The sequence below is a fragment of the Fulvimarina pelagi HTCC2506 genome (assembly GCF_000153705.1).
GTDB lineage: Bacteria > Pseudomonadota > Alphaproteobacteria > Rhizobiales > Rhizobiaceae > Fulvimarina > Fulvimarina pelagi.
The window spans coordinates 917,309-937,347 of the sequence record NZ_DS022272.1 but is presented as its reverse complement, the minus strand read 5'-3'; the positions used below and the strand labels follow the sequence as shown (position 1 = coordinate 937,347).

Here is a 20,039-nt window from a genome sequence, read left to right as displayed (position 1 = left end):
CATTGGCTATGGATCCGCTCGGCCATGTGGCCGGCACAGCCTCCTCTGTCCTCGGCTTCATGCAGACTTTCGGAGGCGGCATCTTCGGGGCGATTATCGGATATTTCTACGACGGCACCATCGTCCCGATGCTGATCGGCTTCTGCATACTCAGCACTGGAGCTCTCGTTTGCGCCCACATCGCCGACGGCGGTCTTTTCAAGCGCAAGTACACGCGACGGGGCGTCGCTGAAGAGCATCCGCAGGAGTAAAGCGTCGCCCGTGAAGATCGGCATTATTGTTGCCGCATCGTCACATTGCTCATCCGAAAGCGACACGAGATTGCACCGTAGCTGCCCTTTAGCTTGCCACGGGCGCTGGGCTTCCGCAGTGTTGAAGGCGAAAGGCCGCGGAATGATCTGGCAATTTCGCGTGGGTTGAGAAACGTTAAGCAGGTTCTGACCCAAGCGACCGAACCCGGCTGAAGATATCCTTGTGGTGAGCCCCATGAACAGCAAATCTCGCGGCGCATTCGTCGCAATCGCTCTCTCTTCGGGACTCCTCGTCTCGGGTTGCTCAAGCTTCGACGGCGCACCGAGCCGCATTTTGGGCTACGCCTTCAACGGAAGTCTTTCCGGCACCTATGGCTCGTTTGAAGATAACGGGCGGATCGTTCCGGCCATTCCAGCATCGGTCCTGATGGACCGCAATGTTCGGCGCGAGGTGCTCTGGACAGGCAAGGAAAAGCCGGGGACCATCGTCGTCGATCCGGAAAATCACTATCTGTTCCTCGTCGAGGAAGGCGGAATAGCCCGGCGCTACGCCATCGGCGTCGGTAAGGAGGGCTTTGCCTTCTCAGGCACCACAACGGTCAAGCGCAAGGCAGACTGGCCGGGCTGGACGCCGACCGACAACATGATTCGTCGCGACCCTGACCGCTACGGCCAGTTCGCCGGCGGCGTTCCCGGCGGCCTCAACAATCCACTCGGTGCACGCGCATTGTATCTTTATCGCGGGGGCCGCGACACGCATTTCCGCATCCACGGTACCAACGAGCCCCATACGGTCGGCCGATCGATGTCTTCAGGCTGTATCCGCATGATGAATCAGGACGTGATCGATCTGGAGGACCGCGTGCCGATCGGCACCAGAGTGATCGTCCGCAGAGGCGCTTACGAAGACGGTGCAGCTACAGTCTGATTCCGTATCCTTCGTCAGATGAAGAAGCCGGCCCGAGTTTCCTCGCGCCGGCTTCTCCGTTTTCAGATCGACCTTTGCCGCTACTCCGCCGGCTCGAAATTTAGCGCGACGCCGTTGATGCAGTAGCGCAAACCGGATGGTGGCGGACCGTCCGGGAAGACGTGCCCGAGATGGCTGCCGCACTGGCTGCAATGACACTCGGTCCGCACCATCCCGTGGCTGGTATCTCGACTCTCTTCCACTGCCCCATCGACGGGCGTGTCGAAGCTTGGCCAGCCGGTGCCGCTCTCGAACTTTGTCTTCGCCACGAAAAGTGGTTGGCCACAACCAACGCAGGTAAAGGTGCCGGCGCGCTTTTCGGAGAGCAGTGCGCAACTGCCCGGACGCTCCGTCCCGTGCCTTCTCATCACCTGATACTGCTCCGGGGTCAGCATCTCGCGCCATTCCTCGTCTGTCCGTGTAATCGGAAACTGATGATCGCTCTGGGTATCCATGATGAAACTCCTCGAGATTGCCTGCGCACAATGTGGTTTAGAACCAAGCTCGGACAAGCAATCCGAGGCTGGACGACGCGCGCATCGTCGCGCTTTTCGACTTTCCAGCGGGGTCGACGGAACGGGAAACGGCAGATCGGCCTTTGAACCCAGGAGATGGCGCATCAGCTTGAGGCGCCGAAGAGTTCAAAATCTGTCCGGCAAGGAGCATGACGCGAATGACCAAGGGACCGACGAAGTTTGACAACCAACAGAATCAGCCGGACGTTCAGGACCGCGATCAGGATCTCGGGTTTCGAAAGCAGGCGCCCAAAGCGAGGCCGTCGCGAGACAACGACTTCGATCGTCCCGGAAGTCCGGACGAACTGGGCGGTGAATTGGAACGCCGCCCTTCACGCGCCGTCGAGGTGGACGAAGACACCGACGATCTGAAGAAGGGTCCGCGTGACTTGGAAGAGTGACGCTTCCTTTAAGATGCCGGTGAGGCCTGCACCTCACCCGATGGCGGCTGCTTCGACGAACCGGCAGCCCGCCTCTGCCATCACGGCTCGCGCAGTGTCCCGCGATCCGTTCATGTCGATGGCACGGCAGGCATCTTCTACGACAAACACTTCGAATCCCGCTTCGCGACCGTCCTGCGCGGTCCAGTTTACGCAAAAATCATAAGCAAGGCCGCAGACGAAAAGGCGTTCCACACTGCGTTCGCGCAGATAACCGGTGAGCCCAGTCTTGGTCGTCCGATCAGCCTCCCTGAAGGCTGAGTAACTGTCGACCTTCGGATGGAAACCCTTGCGTACAATCAATTGGGCCTGTGGAACATCGAGCTTCGGATGGAAGCCCGCGCCCTTCGATCCCATGACGCAGTGATCAGGCCAGAGCACTTGGTTTCCATAGAAGAGCTCTATTGTTTCGAACGGCTGTTTTCCGTGGCTGCTCGCGAAGGACGCATGGCTTGGTGTGTGCCAATCCTGCGTTTGGACGACGATGGAGAAGTGCCGCGCCAGTTTGTTGACGACCGGCACAACGGCGTCGCCGTCAGGAACCGCAAGCGCGCCTCCGGCGCAAAAGTCGTTTTGCAGGTCGACGATGACGAGGGCATCGGCCTCTGTTGGTAAGTTTACCATCATCCGAGTTCGTCTCCTTCTTGTGTCCCACTGGCGATACTTCGCGCGACAGTTAGGTCTGGCAATACGATGCAGTGCGACGGCTTTTTGTCCGCTTTCCCTTGGCGAAACGCCAGCAAGCGCCAACATGGTGCATGAACACAATTCACTGTCTTGCGAAGGTCACCGCCATGAACCGTCTCCGGCTCATCCTCACAGCCTCCTTTCTGGCCCTCGGGGTTCACGCATATCCGGCGTTTGCGCAGTCGGAAGACGAGTCCGTAACTCCCCTCCCGGAGCAAGACTTGAGCGAACCCGCGCAGTCCCTAGCGAGCGAAGAGGATCCGATCGCATCCGATCAAGTGGACGTTTCTCTCGGAGACTGGGACGTTAGAACGAGTATCTCCGAACAATTGGATATTGCCATCTCGGATATTCCGCTCACGGTCTCGGTCGAACCCGACCTCGCTAGCAAAATCTGTCCGGTTCGGGAGTCGGATCTGCAGCAGCAGGAAATTGTCAGTGCGGTGCGGACCTGTGCTGCAAAATCGGTGAACGACGATCTCTTGGAAGCAGTCCGGACTACATTCGAGCAGCCAGAAGCCGAAGAACTCGAGCTGGCGCCTGCCGCGAACGGCGAAGCCAATTCGCAGCCGGACGACGGGGCGGAAAGCAACGCAGGTTCTTCTGCGGTGCAGGACACACCGAATTCGCCCTCCGGCAACTAGTTTGCGCCAGAGAAGACGTTTGCGCGTCTACAATAAAAGCAACGACGGCCTTCGATCAGTGTTCTCTTACTGACAGTCGAATGGATTTGCGTTTTCGCAACAGCGACATTGGCGGTGGAGGCGTCCTACAACCTTTCCAGCGACTCGTCATAGGTTTGCCGAATTTTGAGCATCTGCCTTTTGTAAGCGATCGATAACCTAGCGGTGGGCTCAACGCAGCTCCTGAACGGGTTCCGGAAAGCGCTGGCAAAGCGATTTCGCTCAATTCGAATATACCTGGGAAGCGATAAGTCGATGCGTGTATTAGGACCGCTGGTTTCAGTTCTGTCTGTCGGCCTCCTCGCCGGCTGCGTCGGCGATGATGGTGGCTCTGTTGTCAAAGCCATCGATCTCAACGCATATCAGGAAGACGCGCACTGCAAGAGCCTGCTTCTTCAGCCCGGCGAACTTGTCTATGCCCAGTGTCGCCTCGCGATGTCGCAGACTTATCTGAAAAATTACAACGCACGCAGGGCCGTGATCGAGGCTGAGATGGGTACCACGATTTCCGAAGGTTTCGAGCAGGCGCTGCGCGCGGACGCTTTCTGCAACTACGACGAAGCGATGAAGGTAGCGCCGAACGCTTTCGATGAGGCAGTCGCGGCCAATCTTGCTTACGCCAATTGCGATACGACACGTGCTGCTATCGAACAGGAAGTCTCGGCCCTCGGGCGCGATCCGATGACCTTCACGATGGCCGAGCAGCCGACCGTTCTGAAGCACAATCTGCAGACGATCCGGGACACCAAGGCCGTGATCAACGGCCCCGGCGCCTGATCGGCGATCGGGCGCGCAACTATCGCATTCCGCTAGGGACGAGCGGCACGAACAAACTCCAAGATGTAAATGAAAAAGGCCGGACGACGATGCCCGGCCTTTTTCATGCGTGAACTCGAACGCCGGAGTAGCGGCGAGACGTCAGTTCGCCGTCTCGCTCTCTGCGTCGGCGGCGCCGGACCCTGCGGCGGGCGCTTCCGTCGCTGCGTCAGGTGCGGCACTTTCGCCCGCGCCTCCGGTCGAAGGGGTCGAGCCATCCGTCCCGGCGACCTCAGCCTTGCAGGTTTCCGAATAGGTCTGGAGGAAACCGAAGATTTCAGCCTGGTCCGACTCGGTCACCCGGCCGTCGCCGAGCATGCGGTCGGAAACGGGTGGCGCGATCACGGAAGCGATCAGATAGTCGCGCTGGGGATCGGACAGATTGTCGAGCGAAGCCTCGGCAAGGCAGCCACAGGCCGGCTGGCTCATTTCCTTCAACTGAATACCGCAGAGGCCCGTGATCAGTTCGATCTGGTTGCCTTCGGAGTAGCGCGGTAGTTCGAACTTCTCGCCGACCTGATTGCTCGGCGCCTCGCCCTCAAGTTGCGCTCCCTCTTCGGCAGCGGCTTGCGGCTCACTCGTCGGCGCACCAGTCTCAGACTGACCGTTCTCGGTCGTCATGCCGGCGTCCGGTGTCGTTGCGTCAGTTCCGGTCTGCGAGAAGGCTTGAGCGGAGAGCCCGAAAGCGAGCACGGCGCCGAGCGAGAACGCCGTCAATCTGTTTTTCAGCACGTTCGTCATTGTTTCTCCCTGAATCTTATCGTTGTGCGTTTCAGTCGTAGGCCGCGAGTTCTGTACAATAAGCACTCTGGCGTCGGCCGACCTCATAACGTCGATCGGCTTGGACCGCGCCTTAATTCTTCGAAAGGCTCATGCCCGTAGGACTGAGTTGGCTGCTCGTTTCATTTCGAATGAATTTTCACTGCACGCCGCTACTGCCGACGCAGAAGCTTTGTGCAGATCAGTGCGGGCTTTGGGATCGTTTCAAGCAGCAGAAGTCCAGCGCCGAAGACGACGATATCAAACGAAATGCCGCGGCCATGTCCGTTTCTCCGACCGGAATGACGGCGACAGTTCGGCCGTCTCGAAGGGTCAATACACCCGCTTTTTGGGCGCCATCTTTTCCTCGGGCATGCCTTCAGCGATGAAATCGACATGGACGGGACGATAGGTGAGATCGACCTTGCCCGCTTCCGAGACCGTCGCCAGCGTATGGTGACGCCAGTTCTGGTCGTCGCGCTCGGTGAAATCCTCGCGGGCGTGCGCGCCCCGGCTCTCCTTGCGGGCTTCGGCGGAATATACCGTGGTGATGGCATTCGCCATAAGGTTCTCGAGTTCCAGTGTTTCCACGAGATCGGAATTCCAGATCATCGAGCGGTCGTTGACACGGAGATCCGACAGTTCTTGCCAGATTTCCGAAATGCGCTTGCAGCCGCTTTCGAGCGTCTCCTGGGTGCGGAAGACGGCGGCGTCTTCCTGCATTGCTTTCTGCATGCGCTCACGCACTGCGGCCGTTGGGCTGGAGCCGGAAGCATGGCGGATCCTGTCGAAGCGGGACATGATCTTGTCACAGGCGGGTTCGTTGATCTGCGCCGCGGATGCGTTGCGATCGACAACCTGCCCCGCCTTGATCGCTGCAGCACGTCCAAAGACGACGAGATCGATCAGTGAGTTCGAGCCGAGGCGATTTGCGCCATGAACGGAGGCGCAGCCCGCCTCGCCGACGGCCATCAGGCCCGGCACGATCGCGTCCGGATTGTCGGCGGTCGGGTTCAGCACCTCGCCGTGATAGTTCGTCGGGATGCCGCCCATATTGTAGTGGACGGTCGGCAGGACCGGGATCGGCTCGCGAGTCACGTCGACGCCGGCGAAGATCTTTGCGCTTTCGGAGATACCCGGCAGGCGCTCGTGCAGGATCTTCGGATCAAGATGGTCGAGATGAAGGAAAATGTGATCCTTCTCCTTACCGACGCCCCTGCCTTCGCGGATCTCCATGGTCATGCAGCGCGAAACGACATCACGCGAGGCGAGATCCTTGGCCGACGGCGCATAGCGTTCCATGAAGCGCTCGCCTTCCGAATTGACGAGATAGCCACCCTCGCCGCGCACGCCCTCGGTGATGAGGCAGCCGGCGCCGTAGATGCCGGTCGGGTGGAACTGGACGAACTCCATGTCCTGAAGCGGCAGGCCAGCGCGCGCGACCATGCCGCCGCCGTCGCCGGTGCAGGTGTGGGCTGAGGTCGCCGAGAAGTAGGCACGGCCGTAGCCGCCCGTCGCAAGCACGACCATCTTGGCCGAGAAGCGATGGATCGTGCCATCGTCAAGATCCCATGCGACGACGCCGGTGCAGCGACCGTCGTCCGACATGATTAGATCTATCGCGAAATACTCGATGAAGAACTGCGCATTGTTCTTCAGCGACTGGCCGTAGAGCGTGTGAAGGATCGCGTGCCCGGTCCGGTCGGCAGCGGCGCAAGTCCGCTGCACCGGGGGACCTTCGCCGAAGTTCTGCATGTGGCCGCCGAAGGGGCGCTGGTAGATCAGCCCATCCTCTGTGCGCGAGAACGGCACGCCATAATGCTCGAGCTCATAGACCGCCTTCGGCGCTTCCATGGCGAGATACTGCATGGCGTCGACATCGCCCAGCCAGTCGGAGCCCTTCAGCGTATCGTAGAGATGCCATTGCCAACTGTCGGGCGTCATGTTCTTCAGGGAGGCTGCGATGCCGCCCTGAGCCGCTACCGTATGCGAGCGGGTCGGGAATACTTTGGTGATGCAGGCTGTGCGCAGGCCCTGTTCCGCCATGCCGAGCGTCGCGCGCAGGCCAGAGCCGCCGGCGCCGACGACCACGACGTCGAATTCATGGTCGACATAGGTGTAGGCCTTGCCGTTCTGCTTCGATGCTTGCCGGTGCGGCTGCTTGTTCGTCTCGTTACCCGCCATGCTTCAGACTCCGAAACTCATTTTCACGATCGCATAGAGGCCAAGAGCCGCGATCAAACAGGCGAAGAAGGTATTGGCGATCGCCAACGGCCACTTCATAGGCCCATGAACGTAATCCTCCAGGATCGTCTGCATGCCAAGTCGCATATGGACGCAGGCCGAAACGATCATCAGCGCCGCGAGGGTACCGATGATCGGATTGCCAAAGGTCTCGCGAACCTCCGTGATGTCGGCTCCGATCAACGTCAGGACGATGATCAGGAAGGTCGTAAAGAGTACCAGATTGGCGATCGCCGTCAGGCGCTGCTGCCAGAAATGTTCGGTGCCACCGCTGGAGGCGCCCATGCCGCGAACGCGGTTGAGGGGGGTACGCATATCAGCCATCGAAATGACCTTCCTATTAGAAAATCCAGATCCCGAGCCAGAGGATCGCGGTGAGGCCCAGCGATCCGACGAGCGTCATTTGAGCAAATTTCGTGGAGGTCTCTTTTGAGAGGCCATGGCCGGTATCCCAAATGAAATGACGGATACCGCCAAGGGCATGGTGAAAAAGTGCCCAACTGTAGCCCATCAAGATAAGGATGCCGATGAAGGAACCAAAAAACCAGGATGCTGTCTCGAAAGCCGCTTCGCCGCTCGCGGCAGCGATGAGCCACCAGACGATCAGGATGGTTCCGAAATAAAGAGCGCCACCCGTGATACGATGAACGATCGACATCGCCATCGTAGGGCGAAATTTGTAGATCGACAGATGCGGCGAAAGTGGTCGGTTCGACTTTACGTCGGACATCTCGGTCCTTTCCGTCTTCAATTTCGAGCGGCTCGGCAGCTCATGATGCGGCGCACCATAAACGCATGCCCCCTCATCGTTCTAGAGTGCTTCTAAAGGAAGCATCTTTGTCACGAAAGCATGTTTAGCGTCCGCTCAACGAACTCCAATCAGTAGCAAGCAGTTTCAATCGATTGGTAAGCCTGCTTCCTTTCGGCACGTTCTACGAAACCTGAATTTCGGAGCGCCGACTCGGAATCATCGCGGCGGCAGGCTTCGGTCCGAGAAGCGGACGACGAAACTTTTCCAATCCGCAGGTGCCGCGACGCGCTCGTAGAGCTGCCGCCCCGCTTCCGGATTGCGCGGGGAGTGTAGGACAAGCTTCGACCAGCCGCGCGGATCGGCTTCTTCCGCAAGAAGATCGATCATCGCCTTGGCAATACCTTTGCGGCGGTGGTGCTCGTCGACATAAATATGGTCGGCAAGCCCCGAGCGCATTCCGGTCCAGAGATCTGGGATGTCGTAGAAGACGACGAAGCCTACCAAGACGCCATCGAGCCGGGCTCCAAGGACCTCAGCCGTGCGATCCTGCAAGAGCTTTTCCGCATAGGAGACGTCCGGCGTGCCGGGCGCTTCGGAGAACAGCGATTTGTTGTAGGCCGCAATGAGTGGCGCTAAGTCAGCAGCTTCCCCCAATCGCAGGATACGGATCTCGATATCGGGTGCAGGGGTCTTATCTTGCGGATCGCTCATGCTTGCGAAACTTCGGCTTAGAGATCGCCGCGTCAAGCCGGCGACTCTGAGGATCCTCGCGACGATGTATTCTCGATCGCCAGTGATCGACGGCCGATCGCCGATCCGTATCTTTTAGCTCTAAACTTATTGAATGCGAAAAAGGCGGCTCGTGAGAACCGCCTTTCGTCGATTATTCGGATCTCGCGAGGTCGGTTACTCGGCTGCTCCGGACTTGGCAGCTTCCTTCTCAGCCTTCGCTTTTTCCCGCTGATCGGCCGCGATCTGGCGAGCCTCGTCATTCAGACGGCGAGCACGAACATTGGTCGCCTCGACGATACGGGCGGATTTGCCGCGACGATTGCGCAGATAGTAAAGCTTGGCGCGACGGACCTTGCCGCGACGCACGACCTCGACCGAATCGAGCTGCGGCGAATAAACCGGAAACACGCGCTCGACGCCTTCGCCGTAGGAGATTTTGCGGACTGTGAAGTTTTCCTGAAGCCCCTTGCCGGAGCGCGCGATGCATACGCCCTCATAGGCCTGAACGCGAGTGCGCGTGCCTTCCGTGACGCGCACGTTGACGCGCACGGTGTCGCCGGCGGAGAATTCCGGAATCTTGCGAATGGCCGAGATGCGTTCGGCTTCGCTGGCTTCGAGTTCCTGGATTATGTTCATGGCATAGCCTCAATTCGTTGCATTCCGGAGTGGATAAAACCCCGACATGGCCGATCAAACGGCTCTGTTATTCTGAGGAAATCGTGCGCGTCGTTACACCAAGCCCGACGCTTTGTCACGGGGCAGTAGTGATAAATCGTCGAAAAGCTTCTCCGAAGCGGTCCTTGCTGAGCATGGACCACTCCGTTGGCCAACGGGACAGAAGCCGGCGCGTCGGCCAACTGCGACCTTGAACAACCGCAGCGCTATTCGACGAATTCCACCGTGACGCCCGGACGAACCATCTTCGCCAACTCGTAAGCGTCCCAGTTCGTCAGTCGCACGCACCCATGGCTGTTGGTCTTGCCGATCTTGGACGGCTCGGGTGTACCGTGAATGCCGTAGGTTGGCTTCGACAGCGCGATCCAGATTGAGCCGACCGGGCCGTTGGGTCCGGGTGGAATTGTCAGAACCTTGTCGTTGTTACCCTGCTTGAAGTTGATCTTCGGGTTATACGTGTAGTTCGGATCGAAGGCGATCCGGTTGACCTGGACAGTGCCGGACGGCGAAGGAGTCGAGGCAGAGCCGATGGTCGAGGGATAGGCAGCAATCAGTTCACCGAGCGCATCGTAGACTCTTACCTGCTCGCGCCCCTTGTCGGCGACGATCCGGGCGACCTTGCCGTCGACGTTTTCACCGACATTCATCACCTTGATGCGGGTTCCAGCGCGCGAGAAGTCAGCGCCCGGATTGATCTCCTTGAGGTAAGCCTCGTCCATGTGAAACTTCTCGGCGAGCTTTTCGACAGGCCGCTCGAAGCTCATCGCCGGCAGCTTCGCCTTCTCGGCATAATCCGTCGGAATCTGCGCGACATAAGGCCCGGCGACATCCTCGGCGGTCAGTTCGTAGGTTTTCACGGCCGGTCCGCCGCTCTCGTCCAGCATTTCCGCCAGAACGCGACTGTCGCCAGTCGAGAGCTTCCGTCCAAACTTCTCCTCGTAGGCAGCCACAGCTTTGTTGACGTTCGAGCCCATCCGCCCGTCGATCACGCCAGGGCTCATGCCGGCCCGGTCGAGAATGACTTGAAGCGCTGCGACCGCGGCCTTTTTGTCTTCGCCTTGCGGTGTCGCAACTTGGGGAGCCGGATCGGTCTCCTCAATTGTCTGCTCCTGGAACGGCTGTTCCAGCGGATTGGCGCTTTCAGTCGGGCCATCCGTGACGATCGACGCATCCGGCGCTGGGAGCTCGGCCTGCGGCCCCATCGATTCGTCTGGCTGTGGCAATTCGGCCGCCTGAGTCTCAGGCGGAAGACCTTGCTGCGGCTGCTCAGTGGGCGCTGGAAGTGGCGCTGCCTCCACCGGCCCGCCGTCGAACTGCCGGTCGTCGTACGGATCGATCGTCCGCGGCCGCTCGTCTTCGAACCCACGGTAGTCGTCGTTCGCCCACGGTTCGTCAGGAAACACGAACGCCGGTCCCTCCAAAGTCACACCGGGGGGCGGCGGACGGTCGAACACCTGACCACGGCGCTCCTGAAACCGCTGCCGACGCTCTTCGAATGGATCGGAACGCTGAGGCTGGATAACGGTGACGACGCGGCCATTGATATCGAGGAAGACTTCGCGGCCGTATTGATCGACATAGGACTCGACCGCTTCGGGCGGGATATAGCCCTGCGCTTCGGCGCTCGGAGCGCCGACGGAAAGACCAGCGAGCGCCGTGCCCATCACCAGCAATCCCCGCAACGCCGTTCCACGACCCTTCAACTTCATCCGCTCATCCCCTAGTTGGAATTCCGAGGCAGGTTCGAGGTGCTTCTGACGCGCACAACTCGCCTGCCGGTCATCTCGACCCGCGTCCATTCTGATCGTCCGTGATGGCTCATGAACCAGACATGAAAATGGCCGGCCGTCAGAATGACTTGCGCGAAGCTGGCATATTACGGCTTGTAGAGGCTTAGAAGGTGGCGAATACCGAAGACGATTCGCTCAATCCTTCGGGCACCAACAGCAAGGAGAGTGAGCTTGATGGCCGATACGCCGCCAGACCGTCTTTCGATTGATCCGACCAGTCCGTACTACGACGGCGACGCCCTCGCCCGAGGCATCGGCATCCGCTTCAAAGGCGAAAAGAAGACGAATGTCGAGGAGTATTGTGTATCGGAAGGGTGGATCAAGGTTCAGGCTGGCAAGGCGCGAGATCGCCGTGGGAACCCTCTACAAATAAAGCTGAAGGGAGCCGTAGAGCCCTACTTCGAAGGCGAAGCGGGAGAGACCGGCGCGAACTGAGATTGGAAGCCCGAGTTCGACCACAAAACCGTGGGAATGAGCAAACGAGCTCGCATCAGTTCATCTGAGGAGAAGCTGCAAGCCGAACATCTCGGCAGTATCGCGGTCTGCCTGAATAGACACACGAACGCAGGATAGACCAGCCGTACCGATCCGATTGCGGCACAGTTCACATCAACAAAGTAAAGGCCGCTCCCGCGCATGGACTGTGCGGGGGCGGCCTTTTGTAATTCGAGTTCTGGTACCGCGCTCTAAGCTGCGCTGACCGCCTAGCGATTACTTGTTGACCGAATCCTTCAGGCCCTTGCCTGGAGTGAACTTCGGAACATTGCGTGCCGGAATATCGACCTCCGCGCCCGTCGATGGATTGCGTCCTTTGGAGGCGTTCCGATGGGTCACCGCGAATGTGCCGAAACCTACGAGACGAATATCTCCGCCATCAGCAAGTGTCTTCTCGATCGTGCCGAAAACGGCGTCGACGGCAGCCGTTGCCTGCTGCTTCGAGAGATCGGCTTTTTCGGAAACCGCGCTGACCAGCTCGTTCTTGTTCATGGATAATTGTCCTCCAGGCTCTCAAAAATCCGTGCGCCTCGATGCGCGTTCGGTGACCGAATGTGGCGCAGAACAGCCCTGACGGCAACGGTTGAGCGCCCTTCCTTCGCCCGATTCATAACAAAATCCGGCAACGAAGGAAGGCACTTGTCTAAAATTGGCACGATGCGTTTAGTGTGCAACAGCGGTTGCACCTTCATCCTCTAGAGGGGAACGGCCCTGCAGAGGCTCTTCGCTCTCGGACCATTCGACTGGTTCTGGTTGGCGTAGCAGAGCGTGCTTGAGCACTTCACCCATCCGTGAAACAGGGACGATCTCAAGATTGTTCTTCACGTTGTCCGGGATTTCGGCCAAGTCCTTGGCGTTTTCTTCCGGGATCAGAACCTTCTTAATGCCGCCACGCAGTGCCGCAAGGAGCTTCTCTTTCAACCCACCAATCGGGAGAACACGACCTCGCAGTGTGATCTCGCCCGTCATCGCGATATCGCGGCGAACCGGAATGCCAGTCAGAACCGAGATGATTGCCGTTGCCATGGCGGTGCCAGCTGACGGACCATCCTTCGGTGTCGCACCCTCGGGAACGTGGACGTGAATGTCCCGCTTCTCGAAGAGCGGCGGCTTCACTCCGTAGTCGAGCGCGCGCGCTCGCACGTAAGACGCTGCAGCCGAAATCGACTCTTTCATCACCTCCTTGAGGTTACCGGTGACGGTCATCTTGCCCTTACCAGGCATCATCATGCCTTCGATAGTGAGCAATTCACCACCGACTTCGGTCCAGGCGAGACCCGTGACAACACCGACCTGGTCCTCAGTCTCCGCCTCACCAAAACGGAACTTCTGCACGCCAAGATAATCGGAAATGTTCTCAGCCGTGATGTGAACGGTTTCAGTCTCACCCTTCAAGATCGTGGTGACGGCTTTACGAGCCAGCGTCATCAGTTCGCGTTCGAAATTCCGAACGCCTGCCTCGCGCGTGTACCGCCGTGCGATCTCGTAGAGCGCACCGTCGTCGATCGAGAATTCGCTCTCCTTTAGGGCATGATCACGGATCGCTTTTTGAAGGAGATGGCGCTTTGCGATCTCGACCTTTTCGTCTTCAGTATAGCCAGCGATCCGGATCACTTCCATGCGATCCATCAAGGGACCTGGAATGTTAAGTGTGTTCGCCGTCGTGACGAACATTACAGGCGAAAGGTCGTATTCGACTTCCAGATAGTGGTCCATGAAGGTCGAGTTCTGCTCCGGATCGAGCACTTCCAAGAGCGCCGAAGACGGATCACCACGGAAATCCTGGCCCATCTTGTCGATCTCGTCGAGCAGGAAAAGCGGATTGGATTTCTTCGCCTTCTTCATCGACTGGATGACTTTACCGGGCATCGAGCCGATATAAGTCCGACGGTGCCCACGGATCTCTGCCTCGTCGCGCACGCCACCGAGGGCCATACGGACATACTCCCGGCCGGTCGCCTTCGCGATAGATTTGGCGAGCGAAGTCTTGCCAACGCCCGGAGGCCCGACGAGGCACAGGATCGGCCCCTTCAGCTTGCTCTGCCGACTCTGTACGGCAAGATATTCGACAATGCGCTCCTTGACCTTCTCAAGGCCGTAATGATCACCATCGAGAATATCTTCGGCTTTCTTCAGATCGATCTTCGCGCGCGAGCGGGTACCCCATGGCAGGCCCAGCAGCCAGTCGAGATAATTGCGTACGACCGTCGACTCAGCAGACATCGGCGACATCTGCTTAAGCTTCTTCATCTCCGCATTGGCTTTGTCTCGAGCCTCTTTGGAAAGCTTGGTCTTTTTGATGCGCTCTTCCAGTTCAGCCATCTCATCGCGGCCGTCCTCGCCATCGCCGAGTTCCTTCTGGATCGCTTTCATCTGTTCGTTGAGATAATACTCGCGCTGCGTCTTCTCCATCTGGCGCTTGACGCGCGAACGGATGCGCTTTTCGACCTGTAGGACGGAGATTTCGGACTCCATGAAGCCCAGCGCCTTCTCAAGACGGTCCTTGACCGAAATGAGCGTCAGCATTTCCTGCTTCTCAGGCAGTTTGATCGCGAGATGGGAGGCTATCGTGTCCGCCAATTTGGAATAGTCGTCGATCTGGTTTGCCGCGCCAACGACCTCGGGCGAGATCTTCTTGTTCAGCTTGACGTAATTCTCGAATTCGGAAACCACAGAGCGCGCGAGCGCCTCAAGTTCTACCGGATCATCCTCGGAATCGTCGATGATGCTAGCGGAAGCCTCATACCAATCGGTACGGTCGGAAAAACCCTCGATCTTCGCGCGCGACATGCCCTCGACGAGCACCTTCACCGTACCATCAGGCAGCTTCAGAAGTTGGAGAACGTTCGCAACTGTTCCGATGTCGTAGATTGCATCGGCCGTCGGATCTTCGTCGCTAGCGTTCTTCTGTGTCGCGAGTAGAATCTGCTTGTCCGCCCCCATGACCTCTTCGAGAGCCTTGATCGACTTCTCGCGGCCGACGAAGAGCGGCACGATCATGTGCGGAAAGACTACGATGTCGCGAAGCGGCAGGACCGGGTAGAGCACGGCCTCTGTCCGATCTCGGCTTTCCGGCAAATTGGACATGATACTTCCTTTCTACGGCGGGGTGCCGTTTATCGAGCGCTTCGGACCGACCCTCGCCTGGAGCGATCATTCCAAAGCCTCTAACACTCGAGGATGTGGGTCACGACGGCCTGTATTGCAAGCATGTGCAGCGTCTCAGCACTGTCGCGCGACAGGCTTGCAGGAAACCGGATCGTCAACCGTCATCGAACGCCGAATCTGATCCTGTCTATGGTTCGGGTACGATGAACCTCGTCTTCAATTCGTCCTCCGCGAAGCCGGCAATGCTAAGGCCATAAGATGGATTATCACCACGTGATTAAACCAGCAGGTGTTGGTATCCCCAATCACGAAGAAGCGCGTAGATGTCGTCAGCATTCGGGCTTCGCAGAACTAAAAACCCGCCGGCTTCGAAAAGCGCGGCGGGATTTTTAAGTCGATAAGCGGGCGGCTTAAAGCTGCGGCCGGTGTCAGGCGCTGACGTTCTCTTTCTCCTCGGAACGCTCCGAATAGATGTAGAGAGGCCGAGCATTACCGGCGATTACGTCGTCTGAGACGACAACCTCCTGAACCCCTTCGAGGGTGGGGAGATCGAACATCGTGTCCAGCAACATCGCTTCCATGATCGAACGCAGACCGCGTGCGCCAGTCTTGCGCTCGATCGCCTTCCGAGCGATTGCGCCGAGCGCGTCCTCCTGGAAGGTAAGCTGAACGCTCTCCATCTCGAAGAGGCGTTGATACTGCTTCACCAGCGCGTTCTTAGGCTCACGCAGAATCTGCACGAGGGCGGCCTCGTCGAGATCCTCCAAGGTAGCCAGGACTGGCAGACGACCGACGAACTCGGGGATTAGCCCGAATTTCAGGAGATCCTCAGGTTCGACTTGGCGAAAGAGTTCGCCCGACTTGCGCTCGTCCGGCGCCTCAACATTGGCGGCAAAACCAATCGACGTCTTGCGGCCGCGGTCCGAAATGATCCGGTCGAGACCGGCGAATGCGCCACCGCAGATAAAGAGGATGTTTGCCGTATCGACCTGCAGGAATTCTTGCTGCGGATGCTTGCGCCCGCCCTGCGGCGGCACGGAGGCAACGGTGCCTTCCATGATCTTGAGCAGCGCCTGCTGCACGCCCTCGCCAGACACGTCCCGCGTAATCGACGGATTGTCCGACTTGCGGCTGATCTTGTCGATTTCGTCGATATAGACGATGCCGCGCTGGGCCCGTTCGACATTGTAGTCGGCAGACTGAAGCAACTTCAGAATGATGTTCTCTACGTCCTCACCGACATAGCCAGCTTCGGTCAGCGTTGTCGCATCGGCCATGGTGAACGGCACGTCGATGATGCGGGCGAGCGTCTGAGCGAGCAAAGTCTTGCCGCAGCCGGTCGGGCCGATCAGCAGGATGTTCGATTTCGCCAGCTCGACATCGTTGTTCTTCGACGCGTGGGCGAGGCGCTTGTAGTGGTTGTGGACCGCGACGGACAGCACTTTCTTGGCGTAGGCTTGGCCGATCACATAGTCGTCGAGTACAGCGATGATCTCTTGCGGGGACGGCACGCCATCTCTCGATTTCACCATCGAGGACTTATTTTCCTCGCGGATGATATCCATGCAGAGTTCGACACACTCATCGCAAATGAAGACCGTGGGCCCGGCGATAAGCTTACGGACTTCGTGCTGGCTCTTTCCGCAGAAAGAGCAATAGAGCGTGTTCTTGGAGTCGCCGCCGCTCGTTTTGCTCATTCGTTCTTCCTTCCGGGTTCGGGCGATCCGCGAGGAACCCTTCTCACGTTAAGTCCAACTTAGTCGCTGTCCGGCACCTTAGCAAAGGCGTTGGCGATTTTGCGACACCCTCGACCCATTCATCGACAGAGAATCATGATCGCCCACCGATCTTGAGCAGCGCTTAACGTCTGAGATCGTCCCATCCGCCGATCTTTTCATCCACTACTACGAGGTCGCACCGTGTTGAGACGTTCGATCGGTGCCTTCCTGCTCCACCCGCGATGAATAGACCTTATCAATCAGGCCGAACTCCAGGGACTCCTCCGCAGTCATGAAGTGATCGCGGTCGAGGGTGCGCTCGATCGTCTCGTAATCCTGACCCGTATGCTTCACGTAAGTCTCGTTCAGCCGGCGCTTGAGCTTGATGATGTCCTGGGCGTGGCGCTCGATGTCCGAGGCCTGGCCCTGGAAGCCGCCGCTCGGCTGGTGCACCATGATCCGAGCATTCGGCGTTGCGAAGCGCATGTCCTTTTCACCAGCGCACAGCAGCAGGGAACCCATCGAAGCAGCCTGACCGATGCAGAGTGTTGTCACAGCCGGACGAATGAATTGCATCGTGTCGTAGATCGCCATGCCACTGGTAACAACGCCACCAGGAGAATTGATGTAGAGCGCGATCTCCTTCTTCGGATTCTCCGCTTCGAGGAAGAGCAATTGCGCGCAGACGAGCGTCGCCATCGAGTCCTCGATCGGTCCGGTGATGAAAATCACGCGCTCCTTGAGGAGACGCGAAAAGATATCGTATGCGCGCTCGCCGCGGTTGGTCTGCTCAACCACCATGGGTACGAGGTTCATGGCGGTTTCGATCGGATGCTTCATCGCAGTTTGGTCTCGCTGGTCGCTCTTCCTCTCGACCTCTCAGAGATCGAAACGAATCGAGTCACGTATTCATCTCTCGCGTAAATAGGACCGAGCCTAGGCGCGATGCAAGGCGGAACACCTTTTGGAACCGCGCCCGATTGGCCCAGTTCTGCTAGCCGCGGCCGGGCCCCGCCGCATCGACGTCCCCGCCCCCCGGCGGGATGGTTTTTCCGCCGACGTCAGAGGTCCCGTAGTCGGTCGAGGAAGACGGCGCTGCGCCTTGCGGCTGCAAGCGATCGGCGCGCTCCGCTTCGATCTTCGGTGCAGACGTCTCGGGATCCGTCATCCGGATCGGCGGGGCATTGCCCTTCCGGTCCTCTCCGAACCAAACGGTCATGTGTGGGAACGGTATCTCGATGCCGCGCTCGTCCGCCATTCGCTTAATGATGCCGCGATATGCGCGGCCGACGCCCCACTGCGTGCCTGGCTTCGTCATGACGCGTCCACGCATGACGACGGCAGAGTCGCCAAGTTCCTGCACGCCCCACATCTCCATGTTGCCGATCAAATTGTCGGCGACCGCAGTCGTCTTCAACTCTTCGAAGGCATCGACCATCATCGCCTCCACGTCCGCCGTGTCTTCGCGATAGGCAACGCCGATATCGGCGACGTAATAGGCGAAGTCTTTCGAGTAGTTGGCCACCTGATCGACCGATGAGAACGGTATCAGGCACCAGGTGCCGTCGATCGTGCGCAAGCCAACGGATCGAACGGTCAATTGCTCGACAGTTCCAGTGACGCCGTTCACTTCGACGATGTCACCCTCGTTCATAGCGTTCTGGATCTGGATAAACGCACCGGTGATGATGTCCTGAACGAATTTCTGTGCGCCAAAACCGATCGCGAGACCAACGACACCAGCACCGGCTAGCAGCGGCGCAATATCTATGCCGACCTGGCTGAGAACCAGCATCGCGACGACGACGACCATGGTAATGGTGAACGCATTGCGGAATAGCGAGAGCAGCGTGCGTTCGCGCGCTGTCGGAATGGTCCCGTAATTCGGGTTCAGCCGGTATTCGATCCAGGACGACACAGCGATGTAGATCGCAACGCCGATGACAAGGATGATGCCCGCGCCGATGAGACCGCCAACGATCGATTGGCCCATATCGGAAGCAAGCCAGGTCGAATAGCTGGCCAACGTCCAAGCCTCCAGCACATAGGCTAGCACCGCAATCACCACGAAGACACGAATGACGGTCAGCGCATTCGGGATGAAGCTGTTCACGCGCTTTTCCAGCAGCGGCAGCTTGTCCTTTACCGATTCCGGAATAGGAATCCCGCTGGTGATCCATCGGCTGAGAACCGATACGATCAATCCGCCAACGGCCATCGCGGCGATCGTCTTCAAGGTGCCGATAGTGAGGAAGCTGAGCCCCTCCTCCGGGCTTCTCAGCCAAACGATGAAGGCTGCGAGCACGAAGCCGATGGCAACGACCCACCAGATCTGGCCGATGAAGGCGTTGATATGCGCGCCGACGCTGCGATCGCCCTCCTTCTTGGCGCGCTTCAATCGCTCACGGACTGTGCCGCGGTTCTTCAGTATCAAACTGATGCCAATGAGCACGCAGATCACGACGACGATGAACCGCGTCGCGTCGGCCGCCTGGACCGTTGTCGCGGACCTGATGACCGGTGCGACGAAAAGGAATGTGTAGCCGAGAATCGAAATGAAGCGGGACAGCCAGAAGTACCAGTAGCTCGCCTGACGGTTCGAGAATGGCGTCAGACGCAGACCCGGATAATTCGGCGAGACGAACAAGCCGAGTGAGACCTTGATCATCTCGATGACGAGGAACGCGTTGAGGAAGAGCTGCTGGTTGAAGCCCGGCTGGCCGTTTGCAAAAACCGAGGCCGCCACGACACCTGCCGCCCAGCTGAGAACGATCGATAGCGCATCGATGAAACCGGAAAGAGCGAGAAGAAGAAGCTTGTTTAGCGGGCTCGCATGTTCACTCGTCTCGGCGAGCGACCGGAAGATCGGCGCCTTCACAAGACGTCCTAGACCCAGGACGAAAAAGACCACGATCGCGACAAGGCCGACGGGAAGCACCGCCTCCAATATCGCCGGAATATCGAGGGAGCCTGCGCCTGAAAGGAGGTTGCCCGACGAACGAACGCTCGCCAAGACCTCCGAGCCGGTCTCCCCGATGCTGCCGATGAAACTCCGCACGCCTTCGGCAATTCGGGCTGGCAGCGTCCGATCGGGATCGGGTGCATCGAGTAGCGCACCGTCTTCGCCGCCTTCTTCCGGCGCTTGATAAGCGGCAGCCTTCAACGACTCCAGAAGCTTCGCGCGCGTCTCTTCGTTCTCAAGTATCGAAATGAGATCGTCGAGACTGGGTTCGCTGCCTTCTTGCGGCGACGCTGTATCCGACGCATTCGCGGCGGCCGTGGACGACTGAGCAGCAACAGGACTGACTTGAGCGAAAAAGATGGCAGCGACCATCATTAGGATGGCCGTCGTAATGCGACGCATGCGAAATCCTGTTCCTACTGATATCTTCATGTTCCGCCGTTCGC

General features: G+C 58.8%; 19 protein-coding genes and 1 pseudogene. 6 read left to right on the top strand and 14 right to left on the bottom strand.

What is annotated here, in order from left to right:
* Together FP2506_RS04290 and FP2506_RS04285 are read left to right on the top strand one after the other, a co-directional pair.
* Positions 1–251 (top strand): annotated as a pseudogene (locus FP2506_RS04290) (hypothetical protein); the annotation flags it as partial.
* A 235-nt stretch (positions 252–486) separates the two neighbouring features.
* Positions 487–1,179 carry a L,D-transpeptidase gene (locus FP2506_RS04285; RefSeq protein WP_007066170.1) on the top strand — a complete coding sequence of 231 codons (693 nt, stop codon included), beginning with the start codon at positions 487–489 and terminating at the stop codon, positions 1,177–1,179.
* 80 nt (positions 1,180–1,259) lie between these two features.
* On the opposite strand, the gene msrB is transcribed toward FP2506_RS04285, so the two are convergent.
* Positions 1,260–1,673: a peptide-methionine (R)-S-oxide reductase MsrB gene (gene msrB / locus FP2506_RS04280; protein ID WP_007066169.1), complete on the bottom strand. Its 414-nt coding sequence runs from the start codon at positions 1,671–1,673 to the stop codon at positions 1,260–1,262.
* Between the two features lie 218 nt (positions 1,674–1,891).
* On the opposite strand from msrB, the gene FP2506_RS04275 reads away from it, so the two are divergent.
* The gene (locus tag FP2506_RS04275) at positions 1,892–2,134 is read left to right on the top strand and encodes a hypothetical protein (RefSeq protein WP_148227462.1); all 243 of its coding nucleotides are present in this window, start codon (positions 1,892–1,894) and stop codon (positions 2,132–2,134) included.
* Between the two features lie 33 nt (positions 2,135–2,167).
* On the opposite strand, the gene pncA is transcribed toward FP2506_RS04275, so the two are convergent.
* Complete coding sequence (gene pncA, locus FP2506_RS04270; RefSeq protein WP_007066167.1) at positions 2,168–2,800, bottom strand: bifunctional nicotinamidase/pyrazinamidase; 633 nt, start codon at positions 2,798–2,800, stop codon at positions 2,168–2,170.
* 281 nt (positions 2,801–3,081) lie between these two features.
* Here pncA and FP2506_RS04265 point away from each other — a divergent pair, with 281 nt between their 5' ends.
* Together FP2506_RS04265 and FP2506_RS04260 are read left to right on the top strand one after the other, a co-directional pair.
* On the top strand, positions 3,082–3,504 hold the full coding sequence (locus FP2506_RS04265) for a hypothetical protein (protein ID WP_156414005.1): 423 nt from the start codon (positions 3,082–3,084) through the stop codon (positions 3,502–3,504).
* Positions 3,505–3,798: 294 nt separating this feature from the next.
* Positions 3,799–4,320 carry a hypothetical protein gene (locus FP2506_RS04260; protein WP_007066165.1) on the top strand — a complete coding sequence of 174 codons (522 nt, stop codon included), beginning with the start codon at positions 3,799–3,801 and terminating at the stop codon, positions 4,318–4,320.
* Positions 4,321–4,461: 141 nt separating this feature from the next.
* Here the strand turns inward: FP2506_RS04260 and FP2506_RS04255 are convergent, their stop codons facing one another.
* The 7 genes from FP2506_RS04255 to FP2506_RS04225 form a co-directional block, all read right to left on the bottom strand.
* Positions 4,462–5,100 (bottom strand): hypothetical protein, encoded by a 639-nt coding sequence (locus FP2506_RS04255; RefSeq protein WP_040488901.1) that lies wholly within the window; start codon positions 5,098–5,100, stop codon positions 4,462–4,464.
* A 351-nt stretch (positions 5,101–5,451) separates the two neighbouring features.
* A complete protein-coding gene (gene sdhA, locus FP2506_RS04250; protein WP_007066163.1) occupies positions 5,452–7,302 on the bottom strand; it encodes a succinate dehydrogenase flavoprotein subunit in 1,851 nt (616 codons plus the stop codon).
* A 3-nt stretch (positions 7,303–7,305) separates the two neighbouring features.
* Complete coding sequence (gene sdhD / locus FP2506_RS04245) at positions 7,306–7,686, bottom strand: succinate dehydrogenase, hydrophobic membrane anchor protein (protein WP_040488900.1); 381 nt, start codon at positions 7,684–7,686, stop codon at positions 7,306–7,308.
* 16 nt (positions 7,687–7,702) lie between these two features.
* On the bottom strand, positions 7,703–8,092 hold the full coding sequence (gene sdhC / locus FP2506_RS04240; RefSeq protein ID WP_007066161.1) for a succinate dehydrogenase, cytochrome b556 subunit: 390 nt from the start codon (positions 8,090–8,092) through the stop codon (positions 7,703–7,705).
* 237 nt (positions 8,093–8,329) lie between these two features.
* Positions 8,330–8,824: a GNAT family N-acetyltransferase gene (locus tag FP2506_RS04235; protein ID WP_007066160.1), complete on the bottom strand. Its 495-nt coding sequence runs from the start codon at positions 8,822–8,824 to the stop codon at positions 8,330–8,332.
* A gap of 195 nt (positions 8,825–9,019) precedes the next feature.
* The gene (rplS, locus tag FP2506_RS04230; protein WP_007066158.1) at positions 9,020–9,481 is read right to left on the bottom strand and encodes a 50S ribosomal protein L19; all 462 of its coding nucleotides are present in this window, start codon (positions 9,479–9,481) and stop codon (positions 9,020–9,022) included.
* Between the two features lie 245 nt (positions 9,482–9,726).
* Positions 9,727–11,229, bottom strand: a complete 1,503-nt coding sequence (locus FP2506_RS04225; RefSeq protein ID WP_244404121.1) for a L,D-transpeptidase family protein — start codon at positions 11,227–11,229, stop codon at positions 9,727–9,729.
* Positions 11,230–11,484: 255 nt separating this feature from the next.
* Between FP2506_RS04225 and FP2506_RS04220 the strand changes: the two genes are divergently transcribed.
* Positions 11,485–11,745, top strand: a complete 261-nt coding sequence (locus tag FP2506_RS04220) for a DUF3297 family protein (RefSeq protein WP_007066156.1) — start codon at positions 11,485–11,487, stop codon at positions 11,743–11,745.
* A 276-nt stretch (positions 11,746–12,021) separates the two neighbouring features.
* Here the strand turns inward: FP2506_RS04220 and FP2506_RS04215 are convergent, their stop codons facing one another.
* The 5 genes from FP2506_RS04215 to FP2506_RS04195 all read right to left on the bottom strand — a co-directional run bounded on the left by FP2506_RS04215 (position 12,022) and on the right by FP2506_RS04195 (position 19,995).
* Positions 12,022–12,297 (bottom strand): HU family DNA-binding protein, encoded by a 276-nt coding sequence (locus FP2506_RS04215; RefSeq protein ID WP_007066155.1) that lies wholly within the window; start codon positions 12,295–12,297, stop codon positions 12,022–12,024.
* 171 nt (positions 12,298–12,468) lie between these two features.
* Positions 12,469–14,892: an endopeptidase La gene (lon, locus tag FP2506_RS04210; RefSeq protein ID WP_007066154.1), complete on the bottom strand. Its 2,424-nt coding sequence runs from the start codon at positions 14,890–14,892 to the stop codon at positions 12,469–12,471.
* A gap of 449 nt (positions 14,893–15,341) precedes the next feature.
* Positions 15,342–16,610 (bottom strand): ATP-dependent Clp protease ATP-binding subunit ClpX, encoded by a 1,269-nt coding sequence (clpX, locus tag FP2506_RS04205; RefSeq protein WP_007066153.1) that lies wholly within the window; start codon positions 16,608–16,610, stop codon positions 15,342–15,344.
* A gap of 207 nt (positions 16,611–16,817) precedes the next feature.
* A complete protein-coding gene (locus FP2506_RS04200; protein ID WP_007066152.1) occupies positions 16,818–17,471 on the bottom strand; it encodes an ATP-dependent Clp protease proteolytic subunit in 654 nt (217 codons plus the stop codon).
* Positions 17,472–17,625: 154 nt separating this feature from the next.
* The gene (locus FP2506_RS04195; protein WP_040488899.1) at positions 17,626–19,995 is read right to left on the bottom strand and encodes a mechanosensitive ion channel domain-containing protein; all 2,370 of its coding nucleotides are present in this window, start codon (positions 19,993–19,995) and stop codon (positions 17,626–17,628) included.
* Positions 19,996–20,039 lie beyond the last annotated feature (44 nt).